Here is a 13,481-nt window from a genome sequence, read left to right on the forward strand (position 1 = left end):
GACTCCCCATGAACTACCGTCACGCCTTTCACGCCGGCAACCACGCCGACGTGCTCAAACACTTCACCCTGGCCCGCCTGATCGCCCTGCTGTCACGCAAGGAGGCGCCTTTCGCCTACCTGGACAGCCATGCCGGCGTTGGCCTTTACGACCTGCTGGGCGATCAGGCCAGCCGCACCGACGAGTGGCGCGAAGGCATCGGCCGCCTGTGGGACCTGCCGGACCTGCCGGCGCCCATGACCGACTACCTGAAGGTGATCCGCGAGCTGAACCCGGATGGCAGCCTGCGCTATTACCCCGGCTCGCCGGAGGTGGCGCGGCGCCTGACCCGTCCCCAGGACCGCCTGCAACTGAACGAGAAACACCCGGAAGATGGTCTGCTGTTGAAGGACAACATGGCTGGCGACCGTCGAGTGGCGGTGCACCTTGGGGAAGGCTGGCACTTGGCGCGGGCTCTGCTGCCGGTGGCGGAGAAGCGCGCGCTGATGCTGATCGACCCACCCTTCGAGAAGGCCGACGAGCTGGAACGCTGCGTCACGGCGCTGAAGGAAGCCATCGGTCGCATGCGCCAGACGGTGGTCGCTATCTGGTACCCGATCAAGGACCAGCGCCAGCTCAAGCGCTTCTACCAGGGTTTGCAGGCCAGTGGCGCGCCCAAGATGCTGCGTGTGGAATTGCGCGTGCACGCGGCCGACAACGCTGACTCCGGGCTGAACGGCTCCGGCCTGGCCATCGCCAACCCGCCGTGGGGCATCGAAGACGAGCTGCGCCAGGTCCTGCCCTGGCTGGCCGAGCGCCTGGCGCAGAGCAAGGGTGGCTGGCAGCTGGACTGGCTGATCGAAGACGCCAAACCGTAGGACGGGGCGGGCGGCGTTCCGCGAGCGTAGCGATATGTCCTGCCACGCCGGGTTCGACCCATCCCGCCTCGCTGCGCTCCGTCAGGCCGGCAGGCAGACCCCGGTGCCACCCAGGCCGCAGTAGCCGCCGGGATTCTTCGCCAGGTACTGCTGGTGATAGGCCTCGGCGTAATAGAAGGCAGGCGCTTCGCGGATTTCGGTGGTGATGGCGCCGAAGCCGGCCTTTTCCAGTTCGGCCTGGAAGCGTTCCTGGCTGGCAAGGGCGGCGGCCAGCTGGACCTGGTCGCAGCAGTAGATGGCCGAGCGGTACTGGGTACCGACGTCGTTGCCCTGGCGCATACCCTGGGTCGGGTTGTGCGCTTCCCAGAACACTTTCAGCAGCTCGTCGAAGCTGGTCTGCTGCGGATCGAATACCACCAGCACCACTTCGCTGTGGCCGGTCAGGCCAGAGCAGACTTCGTCGTAGGTGGGGTTCGGCGTGAAGCCGCCGGCGTAGCCCACGGCAGTGGTCCAGACCCCCGGCTGCTGCCAGAAGCGCCGTTCGGCGCCCCAGAAACAACCCAGGCCGAACTGCGCCAACTGCAGGCCAGCGGGGAAGGGCCCCTGCAGCGGGCGGCCGTTGACGTAATGGCTGTCGGGCACCGGCATGGGCGCCTCGCGGCCGGGCACGGCCTGGGCGGCGCTGGGCAGCTCGATTTTGTGGGCGAGTATTTGCGAACGCAGGACCATCAGCCTTCTCCTCAGGATTGCGGTGATCTCCGATGTTACCCCGATTGCGCAGGCGTTTTTCAACGGCTGTTCAGGCACCTTTGCGGCGGGGGTAGCGGCCGAGGTTCTCGAGCAGGTGTTTGCCGGAAATCGGTTTGTCGAACAGGTAGCCCTGGCCCACATCGCAGTGCTGGCGGCGCAGGAACCCGAGTTGGGCGGCGGTTTCGATGCCTTCGGCGACCACCTTCAGTTTGAGCTTGTGAGCCATGGCGATCACTGCGGAGGTGATCTCCTTGTCGTCCTGGCTGTCAGGGATGTCCTTGATGAAGCTGCGATCGATCTTGATCACGTCGATGGGAAACTTCTTCAGGTAGCTGAGCGACGAATAACCGGTGCCAAAATCGTCCATGGCAAGGGTCAGGCCCAAGCTTTTCAGGCGATTGAGTTGGTGGCGGGTATCGTCAGTGGCTTCCAGCAGCAGGCCTTCGGTGAGCTCCAGTTCCAGGCGTTTCGGTGGCAATTGCTCTTCACCGAGGATGGCGGCGATGGAGCCCACCAGGTCCGGGTCGCTGAACTGCTTGGGTGACAGGTTGATCGCCACCTGCAGGTCGCCCAACCCGGCGGCGGCGAGGCGTTTGCTCATGCGGCAGGCCTCGCGTATCACCCATTTCCCGATGGGGATGATCATCCCGGTCTCTTCCGCCACGCTGATGAACTGGTCCGGGCTGATCATGCCCTTTTCCGGGTGGTGCCAGCGTAGCAGTGCCTCCATGCCCAGCAGTTGGCCGCTCTTGAGGCACAGCTTGGGCTGGTAGAAGACTTCCAGTTCGTTCTGCGCCAGGGCCCGACGCAGGTTGTTCTCGACGAACAGCTTGTAGCTGGCTTCGGCGTTCAGCGCCTCGGTGAAGAGCTGCAGCTGGTGTTTGCCGTTGGCCTTTGCCTTGTGCAGGGCCAGGCCCGCGTGCTTCATCAGGGTTTGCGGGTCGCGCCCATGCTGGGGGGCGCAGGCCAGCCCGAGGGAGCCGGTGACGCTGATCAGCTGGTTGTCGACGAACAGTGGCTTGTCCAGGGTCTGGAGGATCTGGGCGGCAATGTGTTGGCCGCTGTCCAGGTCGGCGCCGTCGAGCAGCACGGCGAATTCGTTGCTGGCGAAGCGCGCCAGGATGCCATTGGGGCTGAGGCTGTTGCGCAGGCGCCGGGCCAGGCTCACCAGCAGCTTGTCGCCGGTCTGGTGGCCGAGGCTGTCATTGATCCGCTTGAAGTTGTCGATGTCCACCAGCAGCAGGCAGAGCGGGCTGTCGCGGTCGCTGTGGAAGCGCTCTTCCAGGGTGCGGATGAAGTAGGGGCGATTGCCCAGGCCGGTGAGGTTGTCGGTGTAAGCGAGCTTTTCGATGCGCTGCTGGGCCAGCTTGCTCTGGGTGACGTCCTCGTAGATGCCGATGTAGTGGGTGAGTTCGCCGTCCTCGCCGAACACCTTGGAGATCGACAGCTGGCCCCAGTAGGGCTCGAGGTTCTTGCGGCGACTGCGGAATTCGCCCTGCCAACTGTTGCAGGCGGCCAGGCCCGCGCTGGTGTCGAAGAGCAGCTCGCTGAGATTCTCCAGGGCCGGCAGGTCCGACAGGCGGCGGCCATGCACCTCGTCGGCGCTGTACTGGGTAATGGCGGTGAAGCTGGGGTTGACGTATTCCACCAGGCCGTCGCGGTCCACGAGCAGGAAGGCACTAACGCTCTGCTCCACGGCACGCTGAAACAGGTGCAGGGCGCTGGTGGCGTGGCGCCGCTGCTGGTTCACCAGGACCTGGGCGAACTGGTCGGCCAGTTCGCCGGCGAAGGCGATCTCGTCAGTCTGCCAGACCCGCGGCGCACCGGTGTGCTCCAGGCAGAGCACGCCCACCACCTCGCCACCGATGCGGATGCTGGCATCGAGCATGGCGGTGATGCCCCGGGGCTTGAGGTAAGCCTTGGCCAGCTCGCTGGTGCGGGGATCGTTCTGGGCATTGTGGGCGTCGATGGCGCGACCGCTGTGCAGGGCCTCCAGGTAGTGCGGGAACTGGCTCATGTCCATGGCGCGCGGGTGTTCGTGGTGATCCTGGTCACGCCGGAACAGACTGACGGCGACCAGTTGTGTACCTTCGAGCAACCAGATGCCGGTGCGTGCCACGTCATAGGCTTCGCAGGCGGCCTGGGTGATGAGCTGTGCAGCTTCCCCCGCCGGATCGCTGGAGGTGTAACGATGCCGCGCCAGGCGCACGATCAGACTCTGCTGGGCGCGGGAACGGATCAAGTGCTGCAGGTGATCGTCCTGGGAGCGCTGGTAGAGCTCCAGGGAGGTGCGCAGCCGGCTGTTCTGGGCTTCCAGGTCGAGGTTCTTCAGGTGTTCCTTGTGCTCGGTCGCCTCGCCCGCCACCAGCAGGTAACCGCGCAGCAGCTGCCGGCCGTGCTGCTGGAAGGATTCGCCCACTTCCTGCATGCGCAGCGGCCCACCGGGGGTGTGAAGGGTGTACTGGATGGAGTAGTGCGGTTGCCCGCTCAGTTGCAGCTGGACTTCATCGTGCAGCCGGTAGCGGCTTTCCGGCTCCATCAGGCTGGCGTAGGGGGAGTCGATCAGGGCGCAGAGGTCGCTGGCGGCAAGGCCGATCCTGCGCTCGCAAGCCGGGTCGAGGAAGAGCATCGCCCAACTGGCCTCGTTGAGCCGTTCGAAACGCATCAGACCCAGCCTCGAGGGGACGGGCAACTGCGTCACTATCTCGGCCACCGTACGGCTGGCGGCATCGGGATGGCTCTTCATCGGGCGCGAGGCTTCCACTTCTCTGGCCGGGAGCAGCTCCGGCCTACTTCAAAGCATCGGGCAAGGGTGCATCATGATGGTGGCACTGGCAAGCGCGCAGCGCGGCGCTTTTCGCGAGCGGGTTCGCAGCCTTCGTGATGAGCGGGAGCAGGACGATTGCGGCCCAGGCGGGCGTCCAAATTCGCCAGGGGAGCGATCTGCGGACAAAAAAAACCCCGCCTCAGGGGGCGGGGTTGAGGTACGAGCGTGGCGTGCTCGTGAATAGCAAGGGTTACAGCAGGATGGTGCGGATATCCGCCAGCAGGTCGGACAGGCGCTTGGTGAAGCGCGCGGCGGCAGCGCCATTGATCACACGGTGATCGTAGGACAGCGACAGCGGCAGCATCAGGCGCGGCTGGAAGGCCTTGCCGTCCCACACCGGCTGCATGGCGGCCTTGGACACGCCAAGGATCGCCACTTCGGGCGCGTTGACGATCGGCGTGAAGCCGGTGCCGCCAATGTGGCCGAGGCTGGAGATGGTGAAGCAGGCACCTTGCATGTCGTCCGCCGAGAGCTTCTTGGTGCGAGCCTTCTCCGCCAGGGCGGCGGCTTCGGCAGCCAGTTGTAGCAGGCTCTTCTGGTCGACGTTCTTGATCACCGGCACCAGCAGGCCGTCCGGGGTGTCCACGGCGAAGCCGATGTGCACGTATTTCTTGCGGATCAGCGCCTTGCCGCTGGGGGCCAGGGAGCTGTTGAAGTCCGGCAGTTCCTTGAGCAGGTAGGCGCAGGCTTTCAGCAGCAGCGGCAGGACGGTCAGCTTGACGCCGGCCTTTTCCGCCACGGCCTTCTGGGCGACGCGGAAGGCTTCCAGCTCGGTGATGTCGGCCGAATCGAACTGGGTCACGTGCGGGACGTTGAGCCAGCTGCGATGCAGGTTGGCGGCGCCGACCTGCATCAGGCGGGTCATGGCCACTTCTTCGATTTCACCGAACTTGCTGAAGTCCACCACCGGGATCGGCGGGATGCCCGCGCCACCGGTAGCGGCCGCGGCGGCAGCCGGGGCCTCCTTGGCCTTCTGCATCATGGCCTTGACGTAGGCCTGCACATCTTCCTTCAGCACGCGGCCGTGGGGGCCGGTGGCCGGTACGGCAGCCAGGTCGACGCCGAACTCGCGGGCCAACTGGCGAACCGCCGGGCCTGCGTGAACCTTGGCGCCAGTGGAGCGCTCTGGTACGCCGGGGCTGCCGGCGGCAGCGGCGGACAGTGCGGCAATGGCCTTGACCTCGGCGGCGGCGACCGGATGGGCGCCTTCGGGCACGCGATGCACCGATTGCTCCGCGGCGGGGGCGGCAGCCGGGGCGGCGCCCGCGACCTTGAGCTTGAGGATCAGGTCGCCGGTGCCGACTTCAGCGTCCAGCTTGACCTCGACGCTCTCCACCACGCCAGCGGCGGGGGAGGGGATCTCCATGGAGGCCTTGTCGGACTCCAGGGTGATCAGGGACTGCTCGGCGGCAACGGTGTCGCCGGCCTTGACCAGCACTTCGATGACCTTGACCTTGCCGTCGGTGCCGATGTCCGGAACCCGGACGTCCTGCACCGAGGCGGCAGCCGAGGGCGCAGGGGCCGCTGCGGGTGCAGCGGCGGGTGCCGGAGCGGCAGCGGGCGCAGCGGCCTGGGCCGCAGCCGGGGCGGCCGGAGCGGCGCCCGCGACGCGCAGCTTGAGGATCAGGTCGCCGGTGCCGACGTCGGCATCCAGCTTGACCTCGACGCTCTCCACCACGCCGGCGGCGGGGGAGGGGATCTCCATGCTGGCCTTGTCGGATTCCAGGGTGATCAGCGACTGCTCGGCGGAAACCGAGTCGCCGGCCTTGACCAGTACTTCGATGACCTTGGCGGTGCCGTCCGAGCCGATATCAGGCACGCGGACTTCCTGCACGCTGGAGCCGGTGGCTGCCGGGGCGGCAGCCGGCGCCGGAGCTGCGGCGGGCTTCTCTTCGGCCTTCGGCGCGGGAGCGGCGGCTGCAGCAGGGGCCGCAGCAGCGGCACCCTCGACGTCCAGTTCCAGCAGTTCGTCGCCTTCCTTCAGGTGATCGCCGAGCTTGACCTTCAGGCTCTTGATCACACCGCCCATGGGGGCGGGGATCTCCATGCTGGCCTTGTCCGATTCCAGGGTCAGCAGGCTCTGGTCCGCCTCGATACGGTCGCCAACCTTGACGAACAGCTCGATTACTTCACCTTCGCCGCTGCCGATGTCGGGTACGCGAATCAGTTTGCTCACAATGCGTCTCCTCAGCAGTCCAGCGGATTGCGTTTTTCAGGGTCGATACCGAACTTGGCGATGGCCTCGGCCACGACCTTGGGTTCGATCTCGCCGCGGTCGGCCAGGGCTTCCAGGGTCGCCAGGACTACCCAGTAACGGTCAACCTCGAAGAAGTGACGCAGTTTCTTGCGGGAGTCGCTGCGGCCGAAGCCGTCGGTGCCGAGGACCTTGTACTCCTTGCTCGGTACCCACTGGCGGATCTGGTCGGCGAACAGCTTCATGTAGTCGGTGGACGCCACGACCGGTCCCTTGCGGCCGGCCAGGCACTGCTCGACGTAGGTCTGCTTGGGCTTCTGCTCCGGGTGCAGGCGGTTGTGACGCTCGACGGCCAGGCCTTCACGGCGCAGTTCGTTGAAGCTGGTAACGCTCCAGACGTCGGCGCCGACGTTGAACTCCTCGCGGAGGATCTTCGCCGCCTCGCGGACTTCGCGCAGGATGGTACCCGAGCCCAGCAGTTGCACGTGATGCGCGGCTTCCTTCTTGTCTTCTTCCAGCAGGTACATGCCCTTGATGATGCCTTCCTCGACGCCCTCCGGCAGCGCGGGCTGCTGGTAGGCTTCGTTCATCACGGTGATGTAGTAGAAGATGTTCTGCTGTTCTTCGGTCATCTGGCGGATGCCTTCACGCACGATCACTGCCAGCTCGTAGCCGTAGGTGGGGTCGTAGGTGCGGCAGTTCGGGATGGTGGCCGCCATGATGTGGCTGTGGCCGTCCTCGTGCTGCAGGCCTTCACCGTTCAGCGTGGTCCGACCGGAGGTGCCGCCGATCAGGAAGCCGCGGGCACGGCTGTCGCCAGCGGCCCAGGCGAGGTCGCCGATACGCTGGAAGCCGAACATCGAATAGAAGATGTAGAACGGCAGCATCGGCTGGTTGTGGTTGCTGTAGGAGGTGCCGGCAGCGATGAAGGACGACATGGCGCCTGCTTCGTTGATGCCTTCTTCGAGGATCTGGCCCTTCTTGTCCTCGCGGTAGAACATCACCTGGTCCTTGTCGACGGGCTCGTAGAGCTGGCCGACCGAGGAGTAGATGCCGAGCTGGCGGAACATGCCTTCCATACCGAAGGTACGGGCTTCGTCCGGAATGATCGGGACGATGCGCTGGCCGAGTTCCTTGTCCTTGACCAGCTGCGCCAGGATGCGCACGAAGGACATGGTGGTGGAGATTTCACGGTCGCCCGAACCGTCGAGGATCGCCTTGAGGGTTTCCAGCGGCGGGGTCGGGATGCTGAAGCTGTTGGCGCGGCGCTGCGGCACGTAACCGCCCAGGGCGGCGCGGCGCTCGTGCAGGTACTTGTGCTCGGCGCTGCCGGGCTCCGGACGGTAGAACGGCAGTTGTTCCAGGTCTTCGTCCTTGACCGGGATGTCGAAGCGGTCGCGGAACTGCTTCAGGCTTTCAACGTCGACTTTCTTGACGTTGTGCGCGATGTTCTTCGCTTCGCCCGCGCCGGTGCCGTAGCCCTTGATGGTCTTGGCCAGGATGACGGTGGGCTGGCCCGTGTGGTTGACCGCCTGGTGGTAGGCCGCATAGACCTTGTAGGGGTCGTGACCGCCACGGTTGAGCTTCCAGATTTCGTCGTCGGAAAGGTCCTTGACCATTTCCTTGAGTTCCGGGCTGTTGAAGAAGTTCTCGCGGACGTACGCGCCGTCCTTGGCCTTGTAGTTCTGGTACTCGCCGTCGACCGCCTCGTCCATGCGGCGCTGCAGGGTGCCGTTGTTGTCCTTGGCGAACAGCGGGTCCCAGAAGCGGCCCCAGACCACCTTGTTGACGTTCCACTGGGCGCCGCGGAAGACGCCTTCCAGTTCCTGGATGATCTTGCCGTTGCCGCGCACCGGGCCGTCCAGGCGCTGCAGGTTGCAGTTGATGACGAAGATCAGGTTGTCCAGCTTCTCGCGGCCGGCCAAGGAGATGGCGCCGAGGGATTCCGGCTCGTCGCACTCGCCGTCGCCCATGAAGCACCAGACCTTCTGCTTGCCGGCGGGGATGAAGCCGCGGCTTTCCAGGTACTTCATGAAACGCGCCTGGTAGATCGCCTGGATCGGACCGAGGCCCATGGACACGGTGGGGAACTGCCAGAAGTCCGGCATCAGCCAGGGGTGCGGGTAGGAGGACAGGCCCTTGCCGTCCACTTCCTGGCGGAAGTTGGTCATCTGCTCTTCGCTGATGCGGCCTTCGAGGAAGGCGCGGGCGTAGATGCCGGGGGAGGCGTGGCCCTGGTAGAAGATCAGGTCGCCGCCGTGTTCGTCGGTGGGGGCCTGGAAGAAATAGTTGAAGCCGATGTCGTAGAGGGTCGCCGAGGACGCGAAGCTGGAGATGTGGCCGCCCAGGTCCGGGTCGTGCAGGTTGGTGCGCATCACCATGGCCAGGGCGTTCCAGCGCACCATGGAGCGGATGCGGCGTTCCATGAACAGGTCGCCAGGCATGCGCGCTTCGTGGGTGACCGGGATGGAGTTGCGATACGGCGTGGTGATGGCGTAGGGCAGTTGGGTGCCGCTGCGGGTGGCCAGCTCACCCATGCGGGTCAGCAGGTAGTGCGCGCGGTCTTCGCCTTCTTTGTCGAGTACGGACTCCAGGGCGTCCAGCCATTCCTGGGTTTCGACGGTATCGAGGTCTTGCATGGCTTGCTCCAGGGCGGAAAGGCTTCCAGAATCGGATGCCAGTGGTCACGGCCGGCCTTATGGGGCGGCCGCGGCGAAATTCTTGTTACCGGGGGTAGAGCCGGGCTCGTGTAGTTTTACTACAAATCGACGAAGGTTTCAGCACTCTGGATACAATCTTTCGTAGTAAAACTACAGGCTGCGCGGCGCAGTCGGCTGGAAGCCCTGAGTTAGAGCTGTCTGCCGCCGCTGCGCCAGCCATGGGCCCAGCCTCGGCCCGCAGCCCAGAAAGGATAGACCATGAGCCTGCCGCCGCTGGCCGCCCTGCCGGCCAACCTCCAGTCCAGCGCCGATAAGGCGCTGTCCGCCTTCCGCGCTACCCTCGCCGAAAAGATCCAGGACTTCGCCGCTTGGCCCGACGAACGGCAGGGGACCTTTGCCCGTGTCACCGCCGCCAGCGATTTCGTCGCCGAACAGGCCCGGCGCGACCCAGCCATGCTGCTGGCGCTGGCCGATTCCGGTGAGCTGGAACGTAGTCTGGCGCCCGGCGAGCTGCGGGCCCAGGTCGCGGGGTTGCTGGAGGACTGCACTGAAGAAGACGATCTCGGCCGTCGCCTGCGCCGATACCGCAATCGCCAGCAATTGCGCATCATCTGGCGAGATCTGACCCGGCAGGCTGACCTGGCGGAGACCTGTCGCGACCTGTCCGACCTGGCCGACGCCTGCATCGACCTGGCCTATCACTGGCTCTACAGCCGTCATTGCGCCCAGTTCGGCACCCCCATCGGCCGGCGTTCCGGCCAGCCGCAGCACCTGGTGGTGCTGGGCATGGGCAAGCTGGGCGCCTTTGAGCTGAACCTGTCCTCGGACATCGACCTGATCTTCGGTTACCCCGAGGGTGGTGAAACCGAAGGCGCCAAGCGTGCCCTGGACAACCAGGAGTTCTTCACCCGTCTCGGTCAGCGGCTGATCAAGGCGCTGGACGCCATCACCGTGGACGGCTTTGTCTTCCGCGTGGACATGCGCCTGCGTCCTTATGGTTCATCAGGACCGCTGGTGTTCAGCTTCAACGCCCTGGAGCAGTACTACCAGGACCAGGGGCGCGACTGGGAACGCTACGCCATGATCAAGGCGCGGGTGGTGGGTGGCGACCAGGCCGCTGGCGCGCAGCTGCTGCAAGTACTGCGCCCCTTCGTCTACCGCCGCTACCTGGACTTTTCCGCAATCGAAGCGTTGCGTTCGATGAAGCAGCTGATCCAGCAGGAAGTGCGGCGCAAGGGCATGACCGAGAACGTCAAGCTCGGCTCCGGCGGTATTCGCGAGGTGGAGTTCATCGCTCAGGCCTTCCAGCTGATCCATGGCGGACGCGACCTCAGCCTGCAGCAGCGGCCGCTGTTGACCGTGCTGGATACTCTGGAAGGCCAGGGCTACCTGCCGCCGCCAGTGGTGGCGGAGTTGAAGGAAGGCTACGAATTCCTCCGTTATACCGAGCACGCCCTGCAGGCCATCGCCGACCGCCAGACCCAGATGCTGCCGGACAGCGACCTGGACCGCGCCCGTGTGGCCTTCATCATGGGCTTCGATGATTGGGCCGCCTTCCAGGAGCGCCTGATGTACTGGCGCGGACGTGTCGAGTGGCACTTCCGGCAGGTGATCGCCGACCCGGATGAAGAAGAGGGCGGCGATGGCGAAAGCTGCATCGGCGGTGAGTGGCTGCCGCTGTGGGAAGAGGCCCTGGACGAGGAAAGCGCCTGTCGCCAGTTGGGCGAGGCCGGATTCCGCGAGCCCGCCACCGCCTGGCGCCGGCTCACCGACCTGCGCAACGGCCCGCAGGTGCGGGCCATGCAGCGCCTCGGCCGCGAGCGCCTGGATGCCTTCATTCCGCGCCTGCTGAACATGACCGTGGAGCACGGCAACCCTGATCTGGTTCTGGAGCGGGTGCTGCCCATGGTGGAAAAGGTGGCGCGCCGTTCCGCCTACCTGGTGCTGCTGAGCGAGAACCCCGGCGCCCTGCAGCGGCTGATCGAACTCTGTGCCGCCAGCCCCTGGATCGCCGAACAGATCACCCGCTTCCCGCTGCTGCTGGACGAGTTGCTCAACGAAGGGCGCCTCTACCGCCCGCCGCTGGCCCCGGAGCTGGCCGCCGAACTGCGCGAGCGCCTCACCCGCATTCCCGAGGATGACCTGGAACAGCAGATGGAGGCCCTGCGCCACTTCAAGCTGGCCCACAGCCTGCGGGTGGCGGCATCGGAAATCGCCGGCACCCTGCCCCTGATGAAAGTCAGCGACTACCTGACCTGGCTCGCCGAAGCCATCCTGGAACAGGTGCTGGCGCTGTCCTGGCGCTACAACGTGGCCAAGTTCGGCACGCCGAAGCGCGCTGACGGCAGTCTCTGCGACCCGGATTTCATCATTGTCGGTTACGGCAAGGTGGGCGGCCTGGAGTTCGGCCATGGCTCGGACCTGGACCTGGTGTTCATCCATGACGGTGACCCCCAGGCCGAGACCGACGGCGCCAAGCCCATAGACGGCGCGCAGTTCTTCACTCGCCTGGGCCAGCGCATCATCCATCTGCTGACCACGCAGACCACTTCCGGCGCCCTCTACGAGGTCGACATGCGCCTGCGCCCGTCCGGCGCGGCGGGGCTGCTGGTCAGCTCCCTCGGCGCCTTCCAGCGCTACCAGGAGAACGAAGCCTGGACCTGGGAGCACCAGGCGCTGGTGCGTGCGCGGGTGCTGGTGGGCTCGCCGCGGGTCGCCAGCGCCTTCGAGCAGGTACGCCTGGCGGTGCTGGGGCGCGAGCGTGACCTGCCCAAGCTGCGCGCCGAAGTGAGCGACATGCGTGCCAAGATGCGCGACAACCTCGGCACCCGCGAAACCGCCGCCGGCACTGCGCCGAATGCCTTCGAGGCCGCGGCCGCCTTCGATCTGAAGCAGGATGCCGGCGGTATCGTCGATATCGAATTTATGGTGCAATATGCGGCCCTGGCCTGGTCGCGACAGCACCCCGAACTGGTGCGTTACACCGATAACATCCGCATTCTGGATGGCCTGGAGCAGGCTGACCTGCTGTCCGGCGACGAGGTTCGCCTGCTGCAGGAGGCCTACAAAGCCTATCGTTCAGCGGCTCACCGCCAGGCCTTGCAGAAGCAGCCCGGTGTGGTGGGAGGGGACCAGTTCAATGCGGAGCGCCAGGGCGTGATGCGGATCTGGCGCGAGTTGGGCTTGAACTGACTCGACTGACTGAACCAATCGAATTCTTGAGGAGCTGGCAATATGTCGATGGCCGATCGTGATGGCGTGATCTGGTATGACGGCGAACTGGTGCCGTGGCGCGAGGCGAATACCCACGTCCTGACCCACACCCTGCATTACGGCATGGGCGTGTTCGAAGGCGTGCGCGCCTACAACACCCCGGACGGCACCGCCATCTTCCGCCTGCAGGCCCACACCGATCGCCTGTTCGACTCCGCTCACATCTTCAACATGCAGATCCCCTTCACCAAGGAGGAGATCAACGAAGCCCAGCGCGCCGCAGTGCGCGAGAACGGCCTGGAAAGCGCCTACCTGCGCCCGATGGTGTTCTTCGGCAGCGAAGGCATGGGTCTGCGCGCGTCCGGCCTGAAAGTCCATGTGATCGTTGCCGCCTGGCACTGGGGCGCCTACATGGGCGACGAAGCGCTGGAAACCGGCATCAAGGTGCGCACCAGCTCCTTCACTCGCCACCACGTCAACATCTCCATGACCCGCGCCAAGGCCAACGGCAACTACATCAACTCGATGCTGGCCCTGCAGGAAGCCATCTCCGGCGGCGCCGACGAGGCCATGCTGCTGGATCCGGAAGGTTACGTGGCCGAGGGTTCGGGCGAGAACATCTTCCTGGTCAAGGACGGCGTGGTGTACACCCCGGAAGTGACCTCGTGCCTCAACGGCATCACCCGCAACACCGTCCTGACCCTGGCCGGCGAGTTGGGCATCAAGGTTGTGGAGAAGCGCATCACCCGTGACGAGGTGTACATCTCCGACGAGGCCTTCTTCACCGGCACCGCTGCCGAAGTCACCCCCATCCGCGAAGTGGACGGCCGCAAGATCGGCCTCGGCCGTCGCGGTCCGGTGACCGAGAAGCTGCAGCAGGCCTACTTCGACCTGGTGACCGGCAAGACCTCCGCTCACGCCGAGTGGCGCACCCTGGTCAAATAAACCGACAGAGCTGCACGCGGCAAGCCGCAAGCTGC

7 protein-coding genes are annotated in these 13,481 nt (G+C 65.6%); 3 read left to right on the forward strand and 4 right to left on the reverse strand.

Translation table 11 applies throughout. The annotated features are described in order from the left end of the window. The first annotated feature begins 8 nt into the window (after positions 1–8). Positions 9–857 carry a 23S rRNA (adenine(2030)-N(6))-methyltransferase RlmJ gene (locus tag ACFW0H_RS08140; protein ID WP_422913391.1) on the forward strand — a complete coding sequence of 283 codons (849 nt, stop codon included), beginning with the start codon at positions 9–11 and terminating at the stop codon, positions 855–857. Between the two features lie 81 nt (positions 858–938). Here the strand turns inward: ACFW0H_RS08140 and msrA are convergent, their stop codons facing one another. From msrA to aceE, 4 genes are all read right to left on the reverse strand, one after another. Further along, positions 939–1,586, reverse strand: coding sequence for a peptide-methionine (S)-S-oxide reductase MsrA (gene msrA, locus ACFW0H_RS08145; protein ID WP_422913392.1), 648 nt, complete (start codon positions 1,584–1,586; stop codon positions 939–941). A gap of 70 nt (positions 1,587–1,656) precedes the next feature. Next, positions 1,657–4,353, reverse strand: a complete 2,697-nt coding sequence (locus ACFW0H_RS08150) for a sensor domain-containing protein (RefSeq protein WP_422913393.1) — start codon at positions 4,351–4,353, stop codon at positions 1,657–1,659. Positions 4,354–4,624: 271 nt separating this feature from the next. Continuing rightward, a complete protein-coding gene (aceF, locus tag ACFW0H_RS08155; RefSeq protein ID WP_422913394.1) occupies positions 4,625–6,610 on the reverse strand; it encodes a dihydrolipoyllysine-residue acetyltransferase in 1,986 nt (661 codons plus the stop codon). 11 nt (positions 6,611–6,621) lie between these two features. After that, the gene (gene aceE / locus ACFW0H_RS08160) at positions 6,622–9,267 is read right to left on the reverse strand and encodes a pyruvate dehydrogenase (acetyl-transferring), homodimeric type (protein ID WP_422913395.1); all 2,646 of its coding nucleotides are present in this window, start codon (positions 9,265–9,267) and stop codon (positions 6,622–6,624) included. Between the two features lie 279 nt (positions 9,268–9,546). Between aceE and glnE the strand changes: the two genes are divergently transcribed. Together glnE and ACFW0H_RS08170 are read left to right on the forward strand one after the other, a co-directional pair. Then, complete coding sequence (gene glnE / locus ACFW0H_RS08165) at positions 9,547–12,480, forward strand: bifunctional [glutamate--ammonia ligase]-adenylyl-L-tyrosine phosphorylase/[glutamate--ammonia-ligase] adenylyltransferase (protein WP_422913396.1); 2,934 nt, start codon at positions 9,547–9,549, stop codon at positions 12,478–12,480. Between the two features lie 42 nt (positions 12,481–12,522). Then, positions 12,523–13,446, forward strand: a complete 924-nt coding sequence (locus ACFW0H_RS08170; RefSeq protein WP_422913397.1) for a branched-chain amino acid transaminase — start codon at positions 12,523–12,525, stop codon at positions 13,444–13,446. The last annotated feature ends 35 nt before the right edge of the window (positions 13,447–13,481 follow it).

The sequence above is a fragment of the Metapseudomonas cellulosilytica genome (assembly GCF_049334135.1).
In the GTDB taxonomy this organism is placed as follows: domain Bacteria; phylum Pseudomonadota; class Gammaproteobacteria; order Pseudomonadales; family Pseudomonadaceae; genus Metapseudomonas.

Excerpts from the sequence above, each read along its gene's own strand:
- ACFW0H_RS08140 (WP_422913391.1), top strand. The coding sequence starts at position 9 with ATGAACTACCGTCACGCCTTTCACGCCGGCAACCACGCCGACGTGCTC.
- glnE (WP_422913396.1), top strand. The coding sequence starts at position 9,547 with ATGAGCCTGCCGCCGCTGGCCGCCCTGCCGGCCAACCTCCAGTCCAGC.
- aceE (WP_422913395.1), bottom strand. The coding sequence starts at position 9,267 with ATGCAAGACCTCGATACCGTCGAAACCCAGGAATGGCTGGACGCCCTG.
- ACFW0H_RS08150 (WP_422913393.1), bottom strand. The coding sequence starts at position 4,353 with ATGAAGAGCCATCCCGATGCCGCCAGCCGTACGGTGGCCGAGATAGTG.
- msrA (WP_422913392.1), bottom strand. The coding sequence starts at position 1,586 with ATGGTCCTGCGTTCGCAAATACTCGCCCACAAAATCGAGCTGCCCAGC.
- ACFW0H_RS08170 (WP_422913397.1), top strand. The coding sequence starts at position 12,523 with ATGTCGATGGCCGATCGTGATGGCGTGATCTGGTATGACGGCGAACTG.